Source organism: Corynebacterium genitalium ATCC 33030 (assembly GCF_000143825.1).
GTDB classification, from domain to species: domain Bacteria; phylum Actinomycetota; class Actinomycetes; order Mycobacteriales; family Mycobacteriaceae; genus Corynebacterium; species Corynebacterium genitalium.
The window spans coordinates 929,213-951,477 of sequence record NZ_CM000961.1 but is presented as its reverse complement, the minus strand read 5'-3'; the positions used below and the strand labels follow the sequence as shown (position 1 = coordinate 951,477).

The following is a 22,265-nucleotide window of genomic DNA, read 5'->3' as shown; positions in this document are numbered from 1 at the left end:
AGATCTTATCGGCCGAAGTGCTCTCCGACGGGTGTGACGCGGCCATCCTCAAGCCGGTATCTCGCGGCGACAATGCCCAACGAGCCGTCAGCAATGCGATCCTCCACGTCCGGGATACGGTGCCGCAAGTGCTCGGCGGTGACCGTCGCATGGGTCTCTTCGATGACAGCGCGGTCGGCGTGCTCAAGCTTCTTGGCTTCGATGACACTCGGCGCGATCTTTTCCACGAACACGCGGGTGAGGTCGGTGGGCATCTCCCCTTCCTCGAAGGAGGTGGCGGCAGCACCGATCGCTCCGCAGCTTTCGTGGCTGAGCACGACGATCAGGGACACCCCGAGATTCTTCACCGCGAATTCCAGGGATCCGGTCACGGCGGCGTCCACGCACCCTCCGGCGGTGCGGACGACGAAGAGTTCGCCGAGGCCGGCGTCGAAAAGCATCTCGACAGGCACCCGCGAATCGGAACACGCCAGCACTGCTGCGTACGGTTCTTGGCCGGCGCGCAGTTCTTGGAGGCGGGCGCTGTTGTTGTTTGGACGCTCAGAAGTTTCAGTGGCGAAACGCTCATTTCCTTCGAGCAGGTGCTGCCAGGTCTCTCGCGGTATTTTTCGGAATGCCATGGCCACTATTATGGCACTGTGATTGATCCCGCGAAAGTGACCGAGTGGTTCCGCGCGAACGCCCGCGATCTGCCGTGGCGCGAGCCGGGCACGTCGCCGTGGGGCGTGCTGCTCAGCGAGGTCATGAGCCAGCAGACTCCCGTCGCTCGCGTCGCCCCCCAGTGGCGTGAGTGGATGCGGCGCTGGCCCACGCCCGCGGATCTCGCCGCCGCGCCCACCTCCGAGGTGCTGCGGGCGTGGGGCACGCTCGGGTATCCGCGTCGCGCGTTGCGGCTCCAGGAATGCGCCGCCTCGCTTGTCGACGTTCACAACGGGCAGGTGCCCAGCGCCGTCGATAAGCTGCTGGCGCTACCGGGGATCGGCGACTACACCGCGCGGGCGGTCGCGTGCTTCGCGTTCGGGCAGGCAGTGCCCGTGGTGGACACGAATGTGCGCCGGGTCTACGCCCGCGCCGAGCTGGGACGGCCGGTGGCGAAACCGCAGAAGGCCGAGCTGGAATGGGTCGCGGAGCTGCTCCCGGACACGGACGCGGATGTGTTCTCCGCGGGCCTGATGGAGCTCGGCGCCCTGGTCTGCACTGCGACGAACCCCGCGTGCGAGTCCTGCCCGCTTATCAGCGACTGCGCTTGGGTCGCCGCCGGCTCCCCCGCCCCCACCGAGGAGGAACTGGCGGGCAAGAAAGTGCAGAAGTTCGTCGGCACGGACCGGCAGGTACGCGGGAAAATCATGAAGGTCCTGCGCGAGGCCAATACGCCCGTCGAGCAAGGCGTGATCGACCTGGTCTGGCCAGACGCGCCGCAGCGCTCCCGCGCGCTGTTCTCGCTGCTTGAGGACGGGTTGGCCGTGCAGGATGCCAACGGCCGTTTCCGCCTGCCGTAGCCGCCTGAGCCGCCTGCCGCGTTCTCAGGAAACGTTTAGCATTGTCCGCATGGACCTCTACGAACTCAACTACAAAGCCCTAGACCTCAGCGAGAAATCTGCGGCCGGCATGCCCCATGACGAGTATCTCGCCGAGATCGATCCTCTCATCGCCCTGATGGCCCAAGATGGCACACCCGAGGGCGAGGAGCTGGCCTACCGCACCCGCCTCGATGCGATGTACGCACGGGCAGCGCACGATCCGGTCGGTTCAATAGACGAGCTCAAAGACCTGTATGCAATGCACCAACGCGAACCGGACCGCTTCCGCGCGCACCACTACGCCTCCTCCGCAACCACGGACCCTGCGCAACCTCTCAACGAAGACGGCACCCCCATGCCGAATCTGTTTCGGAGCTTTCTGGACTTCATCATCGCGCGCATTCCCGGCCGGGAGGACGGAACGGTTGAGAAGTCGGAGGAAGCACTCGCTTTCGCTGAAGAAGTCTTCGACGACCCGGACGACATCCTCAACCTGAGAATCGCCCACCACCAAAACCGCAACGAAAGCGACCGGGTTATTCCCTTGTTGGACGGGTACATTCCGGGTGCAGGGGACGTCGATAAGCTGGGGGCCGTCGAGTGGCTGCGACGCCACGACATTGCAGCCATGGCCTACCTCGAGCAAGGCATGCTGGACAAATGCGACGAGATCGTCGACATCATGGTGGACTCCGGACACGTCAGCACAAACCAGCCGGCAGCGATGATCGCCGAATCGCTGAGCCCGCTGGCCGCCCACATCGACTACGAGAAGTCTGTCCGGCGCGCGCAGATCGCTCTCCAGCTCGCCGTCGCAGACCCGGACCTGAACGAGGCGGTCATCCAAATCGCGACATTCCTGCTTCAAGGCGGCCTCGCTGACGAAGCGTTCGCGCTCGTCAGCGCCACGGAGCCGTTCATCGACGACACCGCAGGCGTCGCTGGAGCGCTGTTCATCTTCTTCCGCGCCGCCGCGGAGAACGGCCACGGCGAACGCGCCATGGTGCGCTACACCTCACCGCGGTGGCAGCGGTACGTAGGTGTTGGCCCGAACCCGACAGTGGCCGCACTCACCGATGACTTCGGCCGGGTGGCCCTGCGCGACGCCGCAGAAGGCGACGCGCGCAACGGCAACGACTTCTGGGCCCGTTACTACAACGAGCGCCACCGCGTACCCGCCCTTGACGCGGATCACTTTGAAGACACTGCTATCTCAAAGCTTGAAGACGACTCCCCGCGCGACATCTGCTTCCACCCCGTCGACGCCGATTACGACCCAGAGCTGATCACCTACGCCAAAGCCCGCATCGACGGAAGCTACGACGGATCCCAATACCCCACCCGCGCCGACGCCGACCCGCGAATGTCGGAGATCCGCAGCCGCGAGCCGCAATCCATGGACGACATCACCCAGATGTTCCGGGACATGATGGCTCTCGCGCAGGACCCCACCGTCGACCCGCAGTTGCGCAGCACCATCGAGATCAATTTCCTCTTGGAGGGGCTGTTCCCGGAGGAGTACCTCGGGGACGTCGGCAAGCACGCGCTGCCGTTCGTGGCCTCGTTCGATCCAGACACGGCTATCGAGAAAACCTGTGGCCTGCTCGCACGACTCATCGAGCTCGACGAGGAGGACTCCGGCCGTGCCCATGAGCTCCTCGATTTCGCTGTTTCACTCGCCGCCGCAGAGAAGATTTCCTACCCGCTGCTGCGCGACCTGACGTCCGGCACGATTCAAACAGGGCGCCAAATGGATGCCATCGCGATGATCGACAAGACACTGACTGAACAGCGCGTCCACCCGGACGTTATCGACGACCCGGAGGCTGCCGAAGTCATGCTGCGTCCACTCAAGGGCATTCGGCTCGGACGCCTTGGCAGTGAGCTACGCGGTGCGCAGGAAATCCTCAGCGCCGCCTTCCTCGCCGAACGCACAGGCGACATCACACAGCACGTCGTGCTCATCGGCACCGCGCTCAACCTGCTTATCGACGCCCAACTCGCCTCCGCCGCCGAAAACCTCGCCGGCACCGCCGAACATCTCCTCAACACCACCGCAGACACAGCGGAACCGTGGGCCCGGCTCGAAGCTGCGGCAGCAATGGCACGCTTCATCACACGCACCGGCGACGACTTCTTCGCCCAAGAATGGCCTGCCACCAGTCAGCGCTTCCAATCCCTCACCGAGCAGGTCTTACGCCACGACGAGGACGCCCCGCAGCTCCTGGTGAAAAACTACGATTGGATCTCCGACCTGGTCGAACTGCTCAGCAGCACCGGCCGCCATGCAGAGTCCATCGCGCTGACCACCTGGGCAATCCCCGTGCTCACGGAGGTGGGAAACCCCATGGTGTCCACACTCATTCGCGGCCGCAACGCCTTCGCGCTCGGCAGCGCCGGCCACCACGACGAAGCAGCGCTGGTCTTCGAGAACGTTTGGGAGCGCGCCCGCGACATCGACCGCTCCGACATGATGCTCTGGGTGGAACTCCACCTTGACGAGTTCAGCGACCGCACCGGCGCACCCGCCTACGGCAACCTGCTTGCCCGCCTGCGCAGCGAAGGCAGCTACGGCGGTTAAAGCCGCGTTATTTCTTCCAGCGGCCGCGGTAGGTCAGCCCGCCGGGCAGGTTGACCCAGACGCCGCCGCGCGAGTTCACGGTGACAGGTCCGAACTTCTTGGACAATGATGCGCCCGAGCCCGACGTGTTCACCCAGGTGTTCTTGTTCAGCTTCTTCTTGCCGCGGTACGTGATTCCCATGGGTCATGATCGTACGAGACGTGGCGGCCACCGCGCCCGTCAACCCGCACTCTTTCTCGATTTTCCAGCGGGCGCGTAAGGGGCCTAGCTAGGATCCTGGAGTATGACGCATATTTTCCCTCGGCTAAGTTTCAAGGCGGCGGTTGCAACTGCTGCTGCGGCGGTGGCGCTTGCGGCAACGGGTGTGCCGGCGGCGGGCGCTCATGCCGCGGTCGACCAAGCGCATCGCGGCCTGCAGCACGCGGCGACCACTCCGGCCGGCAACCCGACCAACACGTATGACCCGTTTTACGACGACCCGGTGCCCGCCGACCAGCTCGACCGGCCCGGCAAGATCCTGCGCACCCAGCCGGCACCACACCTACTGAACATTCTCGGTCCGGAGTTCCCCGGTTACGCCGAGCGGATCCTCTACACCTCCACGACTGTCGACGGCCGGATCGTGCCGGTCAGCGGCGTGGTCATCGAACCGGCTAATCCGTGGCAGGGCGGCGGCCCCACCCCGACAGTCGTGTTCGGCCCCGGCACCCGCGGCGCCGGCGACACCTGCGCGCCGAGCCGTGGGCCATGGATGCTCGGCCAAGTCGACCCCAACCTGCCGGCTGTGGCGACGAACTACGAGATCGCCCACTACCACGCCGCATCCCTGCTGGGCATGCGCGTGGTGGTCACCGACTACATCGGCCTGGGCACACCCGGCGCGCACACCTACGTCCTCCACGACGAAGAGGGCCACGCCATGCTCGATGCCGCCCGCGCCACGACCACGCCCGGGGCTCCGGTCGGGTTCTGGGGTTACTCCCAAGGCGGCGGTGCCTCGGCGGCCGCGGCGGAGATGGCCAGCACCTACGCGCCGGATCTCAACGTCAAAGGCGCCTACTCTGGCGCGCCGCCGGCGGACCTGATCGAGTCCATCCGCGGAGTCGACAACTCCTCCATCGGCGCCGTTATCGGCTACGCGTTGCATGGGTGGACGGAGAGGTATCCGGAGTTTGGGGCGGTCGTCGATAAGCATGTCAATGCGCGTGGCCGCGAGTTCATCGCCACCACCCGCGACTCGTGCATGCCGGACGGCGCGGTGCGCTGGGGCCTGCAGGATTCGCGCACGATGACCACCTCGGGGCGCAGCCTGAGCGACATTGTCACCTCGGAACCGGAGATCCGCCGCGAGCTCGAAGCGCAGAAGCTCGGCCGCCGCAAACCCGCAGCCCCGATCATGGTGTCCACACCCGGCAACGACGACCTTGTGCCCAGCAGCCAGGTAGTGCAGATGGCGCGCGACCATTGCAGCCTCGGCGCGCAGGTCACCTTGCTTGACGACGCCCTACCCCCACTCACCCCGGGCGTGAAACTCGGGGCCAACCACGCCGTAGGGATTTTCAGCCAAGCTCCCCCGTCCATGACCTGGCTCATGGACCGCTTCAACGGTCTGCCAGCCGGAACGAACTGCGGCACATTCTAGATTTCCCGGATCGTCCTGAGGGCTGGGTGAGTCCTGGCACAGCGTGCGGCCGAGGCCCAGATATAGATTGCATGTGGCCGTCGCACGGTGCCTAAAACACCAGGTCATTTTCTCTTGCCACATTAAGGATGCAATCTATATCTTGCGCGCGGCGTGAAACGGCGAAACCCGGCTCGGGCTGACGGCCCGACGGCTTAAGGGTTAGGCCTTCTCGCCGTCACCATCGGACAGATCGTCCGGGTCCGGGCCGTCAGTGTTGTCCGGGCCGTCCGTGTGGTCACCGTCATCACTGTCGCGACCGTCACGCGGGCGGTCAAGCAGGGCGGTGCCGGGGGCGCCGTCCTCACCGAAGTTGCTCTCAGAGTCAGCATCGGCGTCAGCGTCAGCCGCAGGGTCCGAGTCCGGGCCGGGCTCGTCGGTCTCATCCGGGTCAACCGGCGTGGTAGCGCGGACCTGGTAGTCCTCCTGGCCGTCCTTGGGAGCGATGTCGCGGACATCATCATCCTCCAACTCACCGAAGGTGTCCTCCGGCAGCGGCTTCGGCTTCGGGGTAAAGGTGAACTCGGCGTTCTCGTAGTCGCGCGGCGAGTCGGTCTTGCCGTCCCAGTTGGTGACACCGACCTCGATGATCTCACCGGCACCGATCTCGCCGAAGAGGATCTTCTCCGACAGGACATCCTCGATCTCGCGCTGGATGGTGCGGCGCAGCGGGCGCGCACCGAGCACGGGATCGAAACCGCGGGCTGCCAGAAGGTTCTTGGCATCTTCGGACAACTCGATACCCATGTCCTGGGTCTCGAGGTTCTTCGCCAAGCGTCCAGCGAGCAGCTCCACCATCTCGACGATCTGCTCCTGGGTGAGCTGGTGGAAGACCACGATCTCGTCGATACGGTTGAGGAACTCGGGGCGGAAGTGCTTCTTCAGCTCGTCATGAACCTTCTGCTTCATGCGCTCGTACTGGGCATCCGAGTCGGTGGTGCTGGCGCCACTGAAGCCCAGTCCGACAGCCTTGGAGATGTCAGACGTACCCAAGTTGGAGGTGAAGATCAGCACCGTGTTCTTGAAGTCCACGTTGCGGCCCTGGCCGTCGGTGACGTGGCCTTCTTCGAGCACCTGCAGGAGGGTGTTGTAAATCTCCTTGTGGGCTTTCTCGATTTCGTCGAAAAGCACGACGCTGAACGGCTTACGGCGGACCTTCTCCGTGAGCTGGCCGCCCTCTTCGTAACCGACGTATCCCGGAGGCGCACCGAACAGACGCGACGCGGTGAAGCGGTCGTGGAACTCACCCATGTCCACCTGGATCAGGGAGTCCTCGTCGCCGAAGAGAAACTCAGCGAGCGCCTTGGACAGCTCCGTCTTACCCACACCGGACGGACCGGCGAAGATGAAGGAACCGGACGGACGCTTCGGGTCCTTCAGGCCGGCACGCGTGCGGCGGATAGCGCGGGAGACTGCCTTGACGGCGTCGTCCTGGCCGATGATGCGCTGGTGCAGCTCGTCCTCCATGTGCAGGAGGCGGGAGGATTCGGACTCGGTGAGCTTGAACACGGGGATGCCGGTCCAGTTGGCCAGCACGTCCGCGATCTGCTCCTCGCCGACCTCAGCGATGTCCTCGAGCTCGCCGGCGCGCCACTGCTTTTCCTTCTCAGCACGCTCTTCACCCAGCTTGCGCTCGGTGTCGCGCAGGCCGGCAGCCTTCTCGAAGTCCTGGGCGTCGATAGCCGCTTCTTTCTCGCGGCGCACCTCGGTGATGCGGTCGTCGACATCGCGCAGACCCTTCGGGGCGGTCATGCGCTTGATGCGCATGCGTGCGCCGGCCTCGTCGAGGAGGTCGACAGCCTTGTCCGGCAGGAAACGGTCGTTGATGTAGCGGTCCGACAAGTTCGCAGCTGCGGCGAGCGCGTCGTCGGTGTAGGAGACGCGGTGGTGCGCCTCATAACGGTCACGCAGACCCTTGAGGATCTGGATGGTGTTCTCCACCGACGGCTCGTCGACCTGCACCGGCTGGAAACGACGCTCAAGGGCGGCGTCCTTCTCGATGTGCTTGCGGTACTCGTCGAGCGTCGTCGCACCGATGGTTTGCAGCTCACCGCGGGCCAGCTTCGGCTTCAGCAGCGATGCAGCATCGATGGCGCCTTCTGCAGCACCCGCGCCGACGAGGGTGTGAATCTCGTCGATGAACAGGATGATATCGCCGCGCTGGTTGATCTCCTTGAGCACCTTCTTCAGACGCTCCTCGAAGTCGCCGCGGTAGCGGGAACCAGCCACGAGGGAGCCCAAGTCGAGAGAGTAGACCTGCTTGTCCTTCAGGGTCTCCGGAACCTTGCCGTTGGCGATGTCTAGGGCGAGACCCTCCACGACAGCGGTCTTGCCCACACCCGGCTCACCGATGAGCACCGGGTTGTTCTTGGTGCGGCGCGACAGCACCTGCATGATGCGCTCAATCTCCTTGTCGCGCCCGACGACAGGATCGAGCTTGCCTTCCTTGGCAGCGGCGGTGAGGTTGCGGCCGAACTGGTCCAGCACGAGCGAGTTGGAGCGCTCGCCCTGGTTGCCTCCGCGACCGGAGCCCATGCCGCCCATGCTGCCGGAGCCAGCACCGGCGCCGGTCAGACCCGGGCCGCCCTGCTGGCCTTCGGCGATTTCAGGGTTCTGGCCCTCGCCGCCCTCATAACCAGACAGCAGCTGGATGACCTGCTGACGCACGCGCGGCAGATCCGCACCGAGCTTGATCAGCACCTGCGCGGCCACACCTTCACCCTCGCGGATGAGACCGAGGAGCAGGAACTCCGTACCGATGTACTTGTGCCCCATCTGCAGTCCCTCACGCAGGGAGAGCTCCAGTACCTTCTTGGCGCGCGGAGTGAACGGCACGTGGCCGGTGTGTGGCTGGGAGCCGCGGCCGATGATCTCTTCGACCTCACGTCGGACGTCGTCAAGGTTGATGCCCATGGATTCAAGGGCCTTGGCGGCAACGCCCTCGCCCTCTTGGATCAGGCCGAGCAGGATGTGCTCAGTACCGATGTAGTTGTGGTTCAGGTCGCGTGCTTCCTGCTGGGCCAGCACGATCACGCGCCGTGCACGGTCTGTAAACCGCTCGAACATGTGGCAACCCCTTTATGGCTAAAGACAGCTAATTTTTGTTCCACCCACCATAACGCGCAGCTGCCAAACCCCTTCCCTGCTTGAAGTCTCATTCCGCCACGGAGACACAAAAGTCCAGCTCACAGTAGTGTTCGCCAGTAGCGAACAGCCCTCGATCGCCTTTTAGCAGGGATCCAGGGCGGGTTGGTCCCCCTACTCCAAGGGCACACCGTTACCGTCGCGGTCGTAGCCCGCCGCGCCAGTGAGGACCAAGATCATTTCCACCAACGGCCAGATCGCTAACGCAATGCCCATAGGGATGGCTACGACAAGCCCGATGATCGTGATCGCGAAGAAGAACGTCGCGGCAAGAAGGACCAGTTTTGCTACTCCTCGGCCCGTCTGCCCCATGTAGAAGTTTCCGATCCCGAACTCCCCGAGAAAGAAGAACAGCAAAGCAGCGATGACCTTGTTCTTCGGCTTAGTGGGGTACGGATACGGCTGAGCCATGTACGGTGCCGGCGGATGATACGCCGGCTGGACGTAATGCTCCTGCGCATGCGGCTCGGCGAAGTACTGCGGGGAGGAACCATAACCGTAGTCCTCGTGGCCCGGGGGAGCGCCCTGCACAGGTAGACCATCACGGTCATACTGCTGGCCATAGGGGTAGCCGTTCCACATGGAGCTCATGGGGGAGAACCTTTCTTGAATCGCTAACCGTTTGAAAGTGACTACTTGCGACAATATCCCATGTCGGGAACGCCCACCGGCACGCTCTAGCAGGGATCGAGAGCAAGACGGGCTTCGTCGACCGATTGGTTGTTGCCCGAGGCGAAGTCGCCGTCGATAAGCGGGCGGACGTTACCGCCGTACCGTGACTTCGCTGAGCACGCCGCGGACTTGTCTTTCCCGAAATCCAGGTAGACGGGATAAATGTCATGGCCGTCAACCTGCTTGCGCAAGGAATCGCACTGGCCAGGCACGGTGAACTCCTTGCCCTCCTCACCGTCGGGCCCGACGAAAGCGACAGCTTCGGTCAGCCGCTGGCGAGTGTCGTCGAGCGACGGATCGTCGACGATCGAATCCAGGATCAGGATGTAGCGACCATCGCACTTCGGATAAGAGGCGTGGAAGATAGCTTCCCCGAGACCAACCGACGTGATGTACTCGGCATGGTCGGCGGGGACAGCGTCGTTATCGAACGTGGTGCCGGTGGCGCAGTTGTACATCTGGGACCGAACCTTCGGACCGATGCCCAGCCTGTCCACAGTTGACTGGTCGTAGCAACCCGACAACAACGCATTCTGAAGCTGACCGTCTTCCGGGATCACCTTCCACTTCCCGTTCTCCCAGATGATCGGGATCAGGTAGTCGCTGGACTTGTGGGCAACAAACGCAAAGTCGCCCTCGCACTCGAGGATTGTCCACCCCAGCGCGTTTCCTTCACCGAGATCTCGCTCGAGCGCGGCCTCGGTACACTCCGGTGCAGACTCTTTGGAATTCTCTTGGGTAGCGGAAATGTCTTCCTCTACCGCGGCTTCCTCAGTGGTGGAGGGTGACACGGTAGAGAATCCCGGCTCTTCCTCCCCCTCTTTGGAGCAGCCGACAACAGTGACGGCGAGCAGAAGGGCGCCGCACACGGCGGCCACGGAGCGGGTCAATGAGCGCATGGGCTCAGACTAACCCGGTTCTCCCTGCAAAGAGGTGCTTTTCGGCGCGAGCCGCGAGGTGGGTTAAGCCTCGGGGCGCACCATCGGGAACAGGACGGTCTCGCGGATGCCCAGACCGGTCAGAGCCATCAGGAGACGGTCGATGCCCATGCCGGTACCGGCGGTCGGCGGCATGCCCTGCTCCATGGCGGCGAGGAAGTCCTCGTCAAGAACCATGGCTTCGTCGTCACCGTCGGCGGCCAGGCGGGCCTGGTCCTCGAAACGCTCGCGCTGGATCACGGGGTCGACCAGCTCGGAATAGCCAGTGGCCAGCTCGAAGCCGCGGACGTAGAGGTCCCACTTCTCGGTCACGCGCGGTTTCTCGCGGTGATCGCGGGTCAGCGGGGAGGTCTCGACCGGGAAGTTGATCACAAAAGTCGGCTCATACAGCTGGTCGGAGCACAGCTCTTCCCAGATCTCCTCGACGAGCTTGCCGTGGCCCCAGCCTGCGTTCTCCGGAACCTTCAGGCCAATCGCGGCGGCGATGCCCTTGAGCTCATCGACGGTGGAGTCGATCGTCACCTCCGGCTGACCCGGGAACTTCCGCGCCAACGCCTCATTCAGCGACGGGTACATCTCCAGGACTTTCCAGTCGCCGCCGAGGTCGTAGGAGGTGCCGTCGGCAAGCGTCACCGTCGTTGAGCCGAAGACTTCCTGCGCGCAGAACTGCACGGCGCCCTTGATGGTCTCCGCGCCATCTTTGTAGGTGCCCCACGCTTGGTAGGTCTCCATCATGGTGAACTCCGGCGAGTGCGAGCTATCGACGCCCTCGTTGCGGAAGTTGCGGTTGATCTCAAAGACGCGATCAATGCCGCCGACGACGCAGCGCTTCAGGTACAGCTCCGGCGCGATGCGCAGGTACAGGTCGATGTCCAGCGCGTTGGAGTGCGTCTCAAACGGACGCGCTGCGGCACCACCGTGCAGAGTCTGCAGCATCGGGGTCTCCACCTCAACGAAGTCCAGGCCCGTGAGGTACTTACGCAGCGCAGCGATCACCTTGATGCGGGTCAGCGCGTTCTTGCGTGCATCGTCACGCATGATCAGATCGGTGTAGCGGTAACGCACGCGCTGCTCTTCATTCATGTCGGCGAAAGCGACCGGCAGCGGGCGCAGTGCCTTCGACGCCATGTGCCAGCTGCTCGCCATCACAGACAGCTCGCCGCGTTTCGACGCAATGACCCGGCCCCGCACGGAGACAATATCGCCCAGGTCGGTATCGGCCTTCCAGTTCGCCAGCGACTCCTCGCCGACCTCCGCCAAGGAGAGCATGACCTGGAGTTGGGTGCCGTCGCCTTCCTGCAACGTCGCAAAGCACAGCTTGCCCGTGTTGCGCTGGAACATGATGCGGCCTGCGACCGCAACCTCATCCTGTGTCTCCTCGCCCGGCTCCAGCGCGAGCTCCCCCTCAGCGGTGGAGTACTTCGCACGCAGATCCTTCAGCGACGTCGTGCGGTCGACAACGACCGGGTACGGCTCATGCCCCTCTGCAAGGAGCTTCTCACGCTTCGCGCGGCGGATCTGTTGCTGCTCTGAAAGGTCCTGGGTAGTCACGCTCTCCTACCGTAGTCGTTTACATGAAACTAGTAGTAGTCAGGCAACGTCCAGAATCAGCGCTCAGTCACTCGCGGGTCTTATCGCACATATTGAGGTGGAGGCGCTTGTTCTCTGCGTCCTCACCGTTGACCACGAGGAGAAACTGGCCATCCTGCCCCTGCGGCGCGAGGACATAAGCCGGCGGGCTTTGACCCGCGCGTTCGTACGAGTGCACTTCGCACTCACCCTGAGTGAGAACGACCGGATCCGCATCCGGAAGCATCCCGTCGCGAGCCTCCACCGTGCCGTAGTCCATCACGCTCACACCGAGCTGCTTGTCGGCGCAGCGGATCCGGGCGTCCTGGCCTTCCTCCGGTTCCTTGGACGTGCACCGCATCCCCAACCAGCCGCGCTGGCCGTTCTCCTCCCCGATGATGCGCGGGAACGCGTCAGCGATGACCTGGTCCTCCGGCTCCCAGGGCTCACTCTGGTTGTTCCAGAACCACCAACCGCCGGCACCCAGCGCGCCGAGCAACACGAGAGCACCCAAGAACACCGGCACTGTTTTTCCGCGCCGGGGCTTGTCAGCGCCCTGCACCTGCGGCGGGTAGTACCCCGGCGGCGGGCCCAGATACTGTGCCGGATATGACTGGACCGGGTACTGCTGCACAGGGCTGACTGCCTCAGCATTCGGGTCTGTGTCCGGGTAGTACTGCTTCGGCTTGGGCTTGACCTCCGCCTTAGGCTCCTCACCGGCTGAGGCCTGCGGCGCGTCAGGCTCCGCCGCCGGGGCCGGTACGACGGGGATGCTGGTGGTTGCAGTCTCCTCCGCCGCCTCGTCAGCCTCCGCGGGGCCGAAATCGATATCGGCCAGTTCGCGCAGAGAAGAGACGTCGATGGTCGGCGCGGTCGGGTCGTCCAGACGGGCGTCGTACAACGCTCGGCGGCGTTCGTCACCCAGGATTTTCTGGGCTACCTGCAGCTCATCACGCTGGGCGGGGCTGATGTTACTGTCCGCAAGCCGCCAGTCGATCGTCGCGGCGAGACTCGCAGCATCGCGGTCGCGGTCCAACCCAAGCGATGAATAGAAATCATGGTGGGGCATGCATTAAACATACCCCGGCGTTTTACGCGTCAAGGTTTCTAAAACCCACTCCGACCGGCACACCGACGTTGTCGATCAAGCGCACCCCGCCCACGGTCGCAGCGACGAGCAGGCGGGCATCCCCAACACTTGGCGCTGGGCCGAACGCGAGCGACCGCAGCTCCACATATTCCGGGGTCACACCGCCAGCCTCGAGCACTCCCGACACCGTCTGCAGGATCCGCTCCGGCCCGTCTTCGGCGACATGCGCACCGGCGGTCAACGCAGCGCCAATGGCAAGGGCCGCGTCCTGGGATTCCGGTGCGACATGCTCGTTACGCAGTGACATGGCGATGCCGCCGCTGGCACGAACCGTCGGCAAGCTATGCAGCTGGACCTCCATGCGCAGCGCGGTGACTGCGTGCTGGAGCGCGACGAGCTCCTCGAAATCCTTCTCCCCGACCACCACATCCGTCGCGTGCGTGGCGTTGATCGCAGCGACGGTGCGCGTGACGGCGCCAGCGATCGCGCCCGGATCCTCGAGGTGGTCCAGCTGCGGCGTGATGCGCACCGCCGGATCGAAACTGCCGTGAAAGACCACGTCCACCCCCTCACGGGCGAAGTCCGCGGGAACGTCCGCGCCGGAGTATGTGACCATGACCATGCTGCCCAGCAAGGACTTCGCGGCGCGAATCATAGAAATGTGGCCGGCGTGAATGCCCTCCCCGAGCGGGACGAGCGTGACGCGCTTGCCCGTCTTGCGGAACGCGCGGCCGTAGGTGGCCAGCTGCGCTGGATCGGTGACAACAGTGGCTGTGCCCGGCGTGAACGTCATGGGTCCCAAGCGTACGGGCCAGCGAATGCCGGGCCTACATCGGGCGTTTGCCCAGCGCCCACAACTCTTGGTCCGCGAGCTTGTTGCGCGAGGCGTAGCGGCGCTCCAACGCGGCGTACAAGGTCGCAATATCCGTGCTTTCAATCGCGCCGTAAATCGACTCGAGCTCATCGACGTCGATCGTGTCCGCCATGGGCTCATCCTCTGGGCCCCAAAACTCGACCGCGTCCGGCTCGATCGCGCGAATGGTGCGGCGCAGGATGTTGTAAGCGTCCATGTTCACCTCGTAGGACAGCGCCCGCATCCGCTCTGCGGCCTTGATCGCCGGGCGCTGGCGGTCCTCAATCAGCGTCACGTTGCCGCCGGTTTCGCTAATGAGCAGGTTGACCACGGATTCGCCGACGTCATCCGCCGCCGAAGTCACCCAATAGTTCTTCCACACCCGGTGCGCCGCCATGACAATCGCACCGTTGACCTCGAACGGGTCGAGCGCCTGCACCCCGGTCTCCACCGCGGTGTGCAGCACCATCTGGCCTTTGCGGATCCGCTGCGACATCCCCTCCGCAAGCACCGGAATGGCCCACCAGACTTGCTCGATGACGATGAGGTCGAACGGCTCCAGCGACTCCCCACCGGTAATCGGGGTGGTCCGGTGCCCGACACGAGCCAACTCATCAGCCAGGTCGGTCTTACCCATATACCCGACGTGCAGGCGTGGTGCTGGCATTACTGGCCCCTGCTGCGCGCGAGCAGCTCAGCGACGGTCAGCGATCCATCGCCGCGCTCGTCTGCGCGGCGGCGTCCGCGGGGTTCATCTCGTTCGCTGCGGGTCTCTGCGGCGGCACGCTCTTCGGCTTCTCGACGTTCACGAGCCTCCATCTCAGCCCGCTGCGCCTCCTGCGCCCGCGCCGCTTCCTCGCGCTGGCGGCGCTCCAGCTCCTCGCGGTGGCGACGCTGCTCTTCTTCCCGCTGGCGGCGCTGGGCCTCCTCGAGCTGGCGGCGCTGCTCCGCCTCGTGTTGACGCTGTGCTTCTTCGAACTGGCGGCGCTGCTCTTCTTCCCGCTGGCGCTGCTCGCGGGCGGCGCGCTCGCGGCGCTCGGCCTCAGCCTTTTCCTGCGCCTCGCGCGCAGCCTGCTCGCGGTCGATCTCTTCCTGGCGCTCGCGGATCAGGTCGGTCAGCGGGTTGCGGCCCTCAGGAGCGCGGTGCGATCCGACGCGGCCGGCGACAGCATCCGTGGACGGCGCGCCCGACAGTGAGGATGAGCCTGGGCCAGTCTGGCGCGCGGTCGCGCGCGGCGGTTCAGGTTGCTCCTGGACGCGGACCGGCTCGATGCGGGAGGTCTCGTCCTCTGCACCCGGGCCCCGCCAGCGGCGGGACGGCATTTGCTGTGCTGATTGCGGATGCTGCTGCGTCGGGCGTTGTTGTTGTGCTTGAGCCCGCGGCGGTTGCTGCTGCGCGTCGGAGCGGACAACGTGACTGGTGCGTGACTCGATCTCGCGGACCCGCCGCGCTTCGGCTTGGAGGGCCGCCGGCTCGTAACCGAATTCGCGGCCGGAGAGGTCCTCGAGCTGGGCGCGCAGGTTTGCCAACTCTTCGCGGATCTCGCGCAGGATCTCCGCATCAGCGGTGGTAGGCGGGAGGCCTTCGGCGGCACGGGCGGCTTCATTGCGGGCGTTGAGGGCATCGATTTCGGCGGCGTGCTCGCGACGCTCAGCGTCGAGAAGCGCTTGGGCGGCATCGCGGTCATGTCGCGTGCGGGTGACCAGCATGAAACCAAGAATTGCGGCCCATAGGGCGGCGAGCAGGGCGACCTGGAGCCAGACGGAAGAATCGCTGATCAGCATGATCACAGTTGCAATCAATGCCAGAGCGATCAGGAGCATCATCCACAGATTGCCCCCGTCGCGCGATCGGGTCCGTCCTGCCTGTTCAGTCATGCCCCTTACCTTAACCCGCACCTTCACCCTCATTAGGTGGCGACACTTCGCAGGAACGCTCAAGAATAACACCAGCAACGCTTAAGAAAACTGCGCCTGCGAGTCCCGCGAGCACCCCGGGCGCGTCTGCCTCTGCCGCGGCAAGCATATTTATCCGCGGCACCACCCACAATGTGAGGCCCAAAAACCAACCGCCCAGTACCGCCCCTGCCCAGGCGCCGGACTTCCCGATCACCAGGAAGTTAGCCACCATCATCGGGTTGAGTTGGGAGCGGTCCAGACCCACGCGGCCCTCATCACGCCGGCGGCGCACCATCACCGCCAGGAAGACGCAGAGCGCGCCGACCGCCCACAACGGCAACGCCCACACGATGGACACTGTCTGCCATGAGCCGTAGAAGCGACGCACCAGGATCAGCGCGGCCGCGGCGAAGAACCCCGCGGTTCCGATGAGAGCTGCGATGTCGGTGCGTTTCACGGCTCCACCTTCCGCACCTCGGCGACCTCCGCGGGGGCGAGCGCAGCCAGATGCTTATCGACGTCCCCGCCGACCTCCCTCCACGGCACCAACACAAAGGCTCTCTCGAAGGCGCGGGGATGCGGCACGGTCAGCGTCTCGGTGTCGCGGGTGATCGGTGCGCCGGTGTCGTCGAAAAGCGCAACGATGTCCACGTCCAGGGTGCGCGGGCCCCAGCGGACCTCGCGCACGCGGCCCGCTTTGCGTTCGAGGCGCTGGCAGCGGGCGAGCAGCTCTTCGGGCGACTCCTCGACCTCGACGATAAGCACTTGGTTGAGGAAGTCCTGCTGCTCCACCCCACCCCACGGCGGAGTGCGGTAGAAGCTAGAGGCCTCCACGAGTTCAGCGGCGAAGTCCTCGGCCACCTTGGCCAGGTGCGCGCGCGAATTCCCCATATTGGACCCGGTGGAAATGACAGCGCGCATCACGGTCAGGCCTCCTCGGTGCCTGCGTGTCCAGGCGCGCCGGGGGTGCTGGGGCGCACCATCGTCGGCATGGACGCGGCGGTCTTGCGGGAGCGGCGGGAGGTGACGGCGACGTCGTCAAGCGCAACGCCCACGGGCGCATGCGGCTTGTGCACAGTGACCTCGATGGCGTGGAGCTGGGTGAACTCGGCAAGCGCAGCGTCGGCGATCTCGGTGGCGACGGTCTCGATGAGCTGGCGCGCAGTACCACCCGCGATGTCCACAGCCAGTTGCGCCAGCGCGGCATAGTTCACGGTCTGCGTCAGATCATCCCCGGCTGCAGCGGCTGCGAAGTCGAGCCAGCAGGTGATGTCAACGGTGAACGGCTGGCCGAACTCCGTCTCATGCGGCAAGACACCGTGGTTCGCGTGGACCTGGATGCCGGTCAGTTGAATGCGGTCAGCCATTGCTTCCTCCTGGGGTGTTCTGCGTGCTGGCGTAGTCTGCGCCGAGACGCCATGCGGCGGCGACATCGACCGCGTCACGCGACACATCGACTTCGTGCACCCGGACGCCCCATGCGCCGAGGTGCGCGCTGATCGCCGTCACCGCGCTCGTCGCGGGATCCGCCAGGCCCGGGTGCGCTTCCAAGCCGCGGTTGGCACGGACCTCCATGAGGAAGCGCTTGCGGGAGGCGCCGACGAGGATCGGCAGGTCCCCGGCGATGAGTTCCGACAGCGCCTGGAGCAGCGCCCAGTTGTCGGCGGCGGTTTTCGCGAAGCCCAGGCCCGGGTCCAGCACGATCTGCGAGCGGTCCACACCCGCGTCGACCGCGTTGTCAGTCAGGCGCTTCAGGGTATCGCGCACGTCGGCCACCACGTCTCCGCCGTGATCAGCCGCACCGGCCGCGTTGCCGAACTCACCGCCATTCAGAGTCCGCCAGTGCATGAGGCACACCGGCAAACCGGTCTCCGCCATAACGCGGTACATATCATGGTCGGCCAAGCCACCGGAGACATCGTTGATCATGTCCACACCGGCCTCGGCTGCGGCAAGCGCCGTCGACGCGCGCATCGTGTCCACCGACGTTCGGATCCCCTCCGCGTGCAGCGCCGCGATGACCGGCTTCACGCGCTCGGCTTCGAGGTCAGCCTCCACGCGGGTGGCACCGGGACGGGTCGATTCGGCGCCGACATCGATCATGTCCGCACCCTGTGCCACCAGGTCCTTCGCATGCGCGATGGCGGCGTCGCGGTCGAGCCACTTGCCGCCGTCTGAAAAGCTGTCCTCGGTGACGTTGAGGATCCCCATGACCATCGTCCGGCCCGGGGTGGTCAGCTCCTTCACCGTGGTCATGTTTTTTACCCCCTGATCAGGCTCAACACTTCAGCCCGCGATGCGGCATTGCGCTTGAAACCGCCGCGCACAGCCGAGGTCGTCGTCGTTGCGCCCGGCTTGCGAATACCACGCATGGCCATGCACAGGTGCTCGCATTCAATCACGACAATCACAGATTGCGCCTGCAGCTTATCGACGAGTGCATCCGCAATCTGACTAGTCAACCTCTCCTGCACCTGCGGACGCTTCGCGTACATATCCGCCAGCCGCGCTAGCTTAGACAAACCGGTGACATGACCGTCACTGCCGGGGATGTAGCCGATGTGCGCCACGCCGTAGAACGGCACCAGGTGGTGCTCGCAGGTGGAGTAGATCGGCACATCACGCACCAGGACGAGCTCCTCGTGGTTCTCCGCGAACGTCTTGTCCAGGACCTCCGTCGGGTCGACGTGCAGCCCAGCAAAGACCTCTTCGTAGGCGCGGGCGACTCGGGCCGGGGTGTCCACGAGACCTTCCCGGTCCGGGTCCTCCCCCACCGCGAGCAGCAGTTCGCGCACAGCGGCTTCAGCGCGCTCGCGGTCGAACGCGGGGCGCCCGCTGCCATCCCCGGTGCCGGGCTCGACGATCGGTTCCACTTCTTCATCGCCGGCCAACAGGCCAGGATTGACGATGTCGTCGATGTTGTCGACGTTGTCTTCAGGCTTCGTCACTGTCACTCCTCCGGCTTCAGGGGTCGGGAGTTGCCCGGGTCAGCGTCTGGGCGTGGCAACTGCTGGGTCGGGTCAGAATCCTCCGACGTCGGCTCAGCCACCCCAGAAGCGTCCTGGCTCGGCGCCGATTCTTCACCCGGCGCATCCTTCTTGTCGTCCCACTGGTGGTCCGGCTGCTCATTGTCCGGGAGACGGAAACCGATCAGCTCCTGCTGTGGCGGCTGGCCCTGCGGGTGCGCGGGGTAAGCGTTCGTTCCCGGGTGCTGCGGCTGCGGCTGACCCTGCGGTGCAGGCTGCGCGGCGCCGAACTGTTCAGTCGGCTGGTTCGGCAGAGTCTGCGGCTGTGGCTGGGGTGCCGGCTGCACAGGTGGGACCGGCTGGCCGGGCTGACCAGGCTGGCCAGTGCGTCCGTCGCCGGCGTAGGACCAGTCAGCCGGGGGCTGGGGACCGTCGTAACGCGGGCGGGGTCCCTCGCCGCCGGGGTACGGTGCGGAACCGTTCGGGCCTGCACCATTCTGGCCGTCCTGGTTCTGGCCGCGACGCCAGCGGGAGGATCCACCCTGGTTGTAACGCTTGTTGTAGTCCTGGTCCAACTCAGCCTTGCGCTGCGCCTGTCGGCGTTCGCGTGCCTGCTGGGAAGCCTCGAGCAAGGAGAACTTCTTCGGCGGTTCCTCGCCGCGTTCCTTGGCCAGCTCCACCGGGGTCTTCACCGGTTCATAACCGGCCTGGCGGGTAAAGCGCGAGTCCACGATGGGCAGGTCCGCATCCTGCGGATCGATCCCGTCGAAAATGGCTTCCAAGTCGCCGCGGCGCAGGGTTTCCTTCTCCAGCAGCTTCGAGGCCAGCGTATCCAAGTAGTCGCGGTGCTCCGCGAGGATGGAGTAGGCGCGGGCGTGTGCGACGTCGATAAGCTCACGCACCTCGCGGTCAATGGACTCCGCAACCGCCGGCGAATAGTCCAGCGAGCCGCCGCCCATCGCGCGCGCGAACGGATCGCCGTCCTCGTCGCCGTACTTCACGGTGCCGAGAGTGGAGCTCATGCCGTACTCCATGACCATCGCGCGGGCGATCTTCGTGGCCTGCTCAATGTCGGCCGACGCGCCGGTAGTGGGCTCGCCGAAGACGAGCTCCTCGGCGGCACGGCCACCCATGGCGAAGACGAGGCGGGCATAAAGCTCGTCACGGTTGTACATGCCCTTGTCGTCTTCGGCGGCCGTCATGGCGTGGCCGCCGGTGCGGCCGCGGGCCAGGATGGTCACCTTGTAGACGCGCTCGATGTCCTTGAGCGCCCACGCGGCGAGCGTGTGGCCACCCTCGTGGTAGGCAGTGACCTTCTTCTCCTTCTCGGAGATGATCTTCGACGAACGGCGGGGGCCACCGACGACACGGTCGGACGCTTCCTCGAGAGCGTCGGCAGTGATCACGTTGCCGCCGATGCGGGCGGTGAGCAGAGCGGCCTCATTGAGGACGTTGGACAGGTCCGCACCGGACATGCCGGCGGTGCGCTTCGCCAGGGAACCCAAGTCGACATCGGGGCCGAGCGGCTTGTTCTTCGCGTGAACTTCGAGGATTTTCTTGCGGCCGGCTAAGTCCGGGTTGGTCACCGGGATCTGGCGGTCGAAACGGCCCGGGCGCAGCAGCGCCGGGTCGAGAATGTCGGGCCGGTTCGTCGCGGCAATGAGGATGACGCCTTCGCGGTCACCGAAGCCGTCCATCTCCACGAGCAACTGGTTGAGGGTCTGCTCACGCTCGTCGTGACCGCCGCCGGTGCCGGAGCCGCGCTGACGGCCGACGGCATCAATCTCGTCGACGAAGATGATGCACGGCGAGTTCTCGCGAGCTTGCTTGAACAGGTCGCGCACACGGGAAGCACCGACACCGACGAACATTTCCACGAAGTCCGAACCGGAGATGGAGTAGAACGGCACCCCAGCCTCACCTGCGACAGCGCGCGCCAACAGCGTCTTACCCGTGCCGGGCGGGCCGTAGAGCAGCACACCGCGCGGGATCTTCGCGCCCAGCTTCTCGTAGATCTCCGGGTCCTGGAGGAAGTCCTTGATCTCCTGTAGCTCGTCGACAGCCTCGTCCGCGCCGGCGACATCGGCGAACGTGTTCGTCGGCATGTCCTTGGTCAGCTGCTTGGCGCGCGAGCCACCGATGCCGAACATGCCGCCACCCGCCTGCATGCGGTACATGAAGAACATGATCAAGCCGAAGATGAGCAGCATCGGCAACATGAAGCCCAACATCGACAGCAGGAAGGAATCCTGCGTCACGTTGGTGGTGTAGGTCTCCGTCTCCGACTCGCGTACCGCGTTGAAAATGTCCGGAGTCGTGCGCGCCGGGTACTGCGCCTGCACAGACTCAATGCCTTCGCGCTCCTCGACGGTGATGGGTTCACGCAGATCCAGGCGAACACGCTGCTCACGGTCATCGATCTGAGCTTCTTCGACGTTATTGTCCGCCAACTGCTGCAACGCGATAGAGGTATCTACCTCGACGTAGTTGCGAGACTGATCACCGATCAAGGTGGTCAGGTACAGCAGAATCAGCAGGACGGCACCGATGATGCCGTAACGCACGACCAGTTTGTTATTCATCTAGCCCTTTTGCTTGGTGGGGAGGGGGTGAATGGTTTCTAGCTATTACACCCTACTCACGGGCTGGACATTAAATTCCCGGGCGGAACGTTCGCTCACAGCGTCGCCGTGAACGACCGGTCAGATCTCGACAGATTCCGGGCCTTCTTCACGCGCAGGAACCGGTTCTTCGCCCACATCCGAATAGACCCGCGGGTGCAACGTGCCGATGTACGGCAAATCGCGGTAGCGCTCCGCATAGTCCAAGCCGTAACCGATGACGAATTCATTGGGGATGTCGAACCCGACGTCGAAAAGCTCCACCTGCGCACTCTGCACCTCAGGCTTGCGCAGCAGCGTGACCACCCTCAAGCTCTTCGGCTGGCGGCCCTTCAAGTTCTTCATCAGCCACGACAGGGTCAGGCCGGAGTCGATGATGTCCTCCACGACCAGCACGTCGCGGCCGGAGATCTCCTTGTCCAGATCCTTCATAATGCGGACCACGCCGGAACTGGTGGTCGAATTGCCGTAGGAGGACACGGCCATGAACTCCACCTGCGCCGGAATCGACAGCGCACGGGCGAAGTCGGTGAGGAAGTAGACCGCACCTTTGAGCACGCACACGAGGATGAGGTCATCGTCGGCGTCACGGTACAGCTCCGAAACTTTGTCCGCCATTTCCTGGATGCGGTGCTGCAGCTCCTCTTCCGGGATGAGCACTGCCTCCACGTCGTTGCCGTAACGGTGGTCCGGGACGTTGAAGTCCTTCTTGTCGTGCAAGTCAGCCATG

The 22,265-nt window shown here is 64.8% G+C and carries 20 protein-coding genes; 3 read left to right on the top strand and 17 right to left on the bottom strand.

Annotated features, from left to right (window positions below):
- Nucleotides 1-5 precede the first annotated feature (5 nt).
- Entirely contained in the window at nucleotides 6-620 is a 615-nt protein-coding gene (locus tag HMPREF0291_RS11760; protein ID WP_040423496.1) for a carbonic anhydrase, read from the bottom strand.
- A 21-nt stretch (nucleotides 621-641) separates the two neighbouring features.
- On the opposite strand from HMPREF0291_RS11760, the gene HMPREF0291_RS11755 reads away from it, so the two are divergent.
- Nucleotides 642-1,499, top strand: a complete 858-nt coding sequence (locus HMPREF0291_RS11755; RefSeq protein WP_040424198.1) for an HhH-GPD family protein — start codon at nucleotides 642-644, stop codon at nucleotides 1,497-1,499.
- Nucleotides 1,500-1,548: 49 nt separating this feature from the next.
- Nucleotides 1,549-4,101, top strand: a complete 2,553-nt coding sequence (locus tag HMPREF0291_RS04395; protein WP_005288556.1) for a hypothetical protein — start codon at nucleotides 1,549-1,551, stop codon at nucleotides 4,099-4,101.
- Nucleotides 4,102-4,108: 7 nt separating this feature from the next.
- On the opposite strand, the gene HMPREF0291_RS11960 is transcribed toward HMPREF0291_RS04395, so the two are convergent.
- Nucleotides 4,109-4,282, bottom strand: a complete 174-nt coding sequence (locus HMPREF0291_RS11960) for a DUF4236 domain-containing protein (RefSeq protein ID WP_005288553.1) — start codon at nucleotides 4,280-4,282, stop codon at nucleotides 4,109-4,111.
- A gap of 103 nt (nucleotides 4,283-4,385) precedes the next feature.
- On the opposite strand from HMPREF0291_RS11960, the gene HMPREF0291_RS04390 reads away from it, so the two are divergent.
- Nucleotides 4,386-5,744: a lipase family protein gene (locus HMPREF0291_RS04390; RefSeq protein ID WP_005288551.1), complete on the top strand. Its 1,359-nt coding sequence runs from the start codon at nucleotides 4,386-4,388 to the stop codon at nucleotides 5,742-5,744.
- 201 nt (nucleotides 5,745-5,945) lie between these two features.
- On the opposite strand, the gene HMPREF0291_RS04385 is transcribed toward HMPREF0291_RS04390, so the two are convergent.
- From HMPREF0291_RS04385 to hpt, 15 genes are all read right to left on the bottom strand, one after another.
- On the bottom strand, nucleotides 5,946-8,849 hold the full coding sequence (locus tag HMPREF0291_RS04385) for an ATP-dependent Clp protease ATP-binding subunit (RefSeq protein ID WP_005288548.1): 2,904 nt from the start codon (nucleotides 8,847-8,849) through the stop codon (nucleotides 5,946-5,948).
- Between the two features lie 192 nt (nucleotides 8,850-9,041).
- Nucleotides 9,042-9,518 (bottom strand): TM2 domain-containing protein, encoded by a 477-nt coding sequence (locus tag HMPREF0291_RS11260; protein WP_005288546.1) that lies wholly within the window; start codon nucleotides 9,516-9,518, stop codon nucleotides 9,042-9,044.
- Nucleotides 9,519-9,604: 86 nt separating this feature from the next.
- Nucleotides 9,605-10,498: a hypothetical protein gene (locus HMPREF0291_RS04375; RefSeq protein ID WP_005288544.1), complete on the bottom strand. Its 894-nt coding sequence runs from the start codon at nucleotides 10,496-10,498 to the stop codon at nucleotides 9,605-9,607.
- 63 nt (nucleotides 10,499-10,561) lie between these two features.
- A complete protein-coding gene (lysS, locus tag HMPREF0291_RS04370; protein WP_005288541.1) occupies nucleotides 10,562-12,088 on the bottom strand; it encodes a lysine--tRNA ligase in 1,527 nt (508 codons plus the stop codon).
- Between the two features lie 67 nt (nucleotides 12,089-12,155).
- On the bottom strand, nucleotides 12,156-13,175 hold the full coding sequence (locus HMPREF0291_RS04365) for a hypothetical protein (protein ID WP_005288538.1): 1,020 nt from the start codon (nucleotides 13,173-13,175) through the stop codon (nucleotides 12,156-12,158).
- A 22-nt stretch (nucleotides 13,176-13,197) separates the two neighbouring features.
- A complete protein-coding gene (locus HMPREF0291_RS04360; protein ID WP_005288534.1) occupies nucleotides 13,198-13,989 on the bottom strand; it encodes a pantoate--beta-alanine ligase in 792 nt (263 codons plus the stop codon).
- Between the two features lie 34 nt (nucleotides 13,990-14,023).
- On the bottom strand, nucleotides 14,024-14,716 hold the full coding sequence (locus HMPREF0291_RS04355; RefSeq protein WP_005288530.1) for a Rossmann-fold NAD(P)-binding domain-containing protein: 693 nt from the start codon (nucleotides 14,714-14,716) through the stop codon (nucleotides 14,024-14,026).
- Nucleotides 14,716-15,927 (bottom strand): DUF6779 domain-containing protein, encoded by a 1,212-nt coding sequence (locus tag HMPREF0291_RS11255; protein ID WP_050748785.1) that lies wholly within the window; start codon nucleotides 15,925-15,927, stop codon nucleotides 14,716-14,718. Before HMPREF0291_RS11255 ends, HMPREF0291_RS04355 begins: the two co-directional genes overlap by 1 nt.
- Nucleotides 15,928-15,937: 10 nt before the next feature.
- The gene (locus HMPREF0291_RS04340; protein ID WP_005288526.1) at nucleotides 15,938-16,405 is read right to left on the bottom strand and encodes a DUF3180 domain-containing protein; all 468 of its coding nucleotides are present in this window, start codon (nucleotides 16,403-16,405) and stop codon (nucleotides 15,938-15,940) included.
- On the bottom strand, nucleotides 16,402-16,869 hold the full coding sequence (gene folK, locus HMPREF0291_RS04335; protein ID WP_005288525.1) for a 2-amino-4-hydroxy-6-hydroxymethyldihydropteridine diphosphokinase: 468 nt from the start codon (nucleotides 16,867-16,869) through the stop codon (nucleotides 16,402-16,404). Before folK ends, HMPREF0291_RS04340 begins: the two co-directional genes overlap by 4 nt.
- A 5-nt stretch (nucleotides 16,870-16,874) precedes the next feature.
- Complete coding sequence (gene folB, locus HMPREF0291_RS04330; RefSeq protein WP_005288524.1) at nucleotides 16,875-17,315, bottom strand: dihydroneopterin aldolase; 441 nt, start codon at nucleotides 17,313-17,315, stop codon at nucleotides 16,875-16,877.
- Entirely contained in the window at nucleotides 17,308-18,204 is an 897-nt protein-coding gene (gene folP, locus HMPREF0291_RS04325; protein ID WP_005288522.1) for a dihydropteroate synthase, read from the bottom strand. Before folP ends, folB begins: the two co-directional genes overlap by 8 nt.
- Nucleotides 18,205-18,209: 5 nt before the next feature.
- Nucleotides 18,210-18,812 carry a GTP cyclohydrolase I FolE gene (gene folE, locus HMPREF0291_RS04320; RefSeq protein ID WP_050748861.1) on the bottom strand — a complete coding sequence of 201 codons (603 nt, stop codon included), beginning with the start codon at nucleotides 18,810-18,812 and terminating at the stop codon, nucleotides 18,210-18,212.
- A gap of 86 nt (nucleotides 18,813-18,898) precedes the next feature.
- Nucleotides 18,899-21,496, bottom strand: coding sequence for an ATP-dependent zinc metalloprotease FtsH (gene ftsH / locus HMPREF0291_RS04315; protein WP_005288518.1), 2,598 nt, complete (start codon nucleotides 21,494-21,496; stop codon nucleotides 18,899-18,901).
- A gap of 120 nt (nucleotides 21,497-21,616) precedes the next feature.
- On the bottom strand, nucleotides 21,617-22,264 hold the full coding sequence (gene hpt / locus HMPREF0291_RS04310) for a hypoxanthine phosphoribosyltransferase (protein ID WP_005288515.1): 648 nt from the start codon (nucleotides 22,262-22,264) through the stop codon (nucleotides 21,617-21,619).
- Between the last annotated feature and the right edge of the window lies 1 nt (nucleotide 22,265).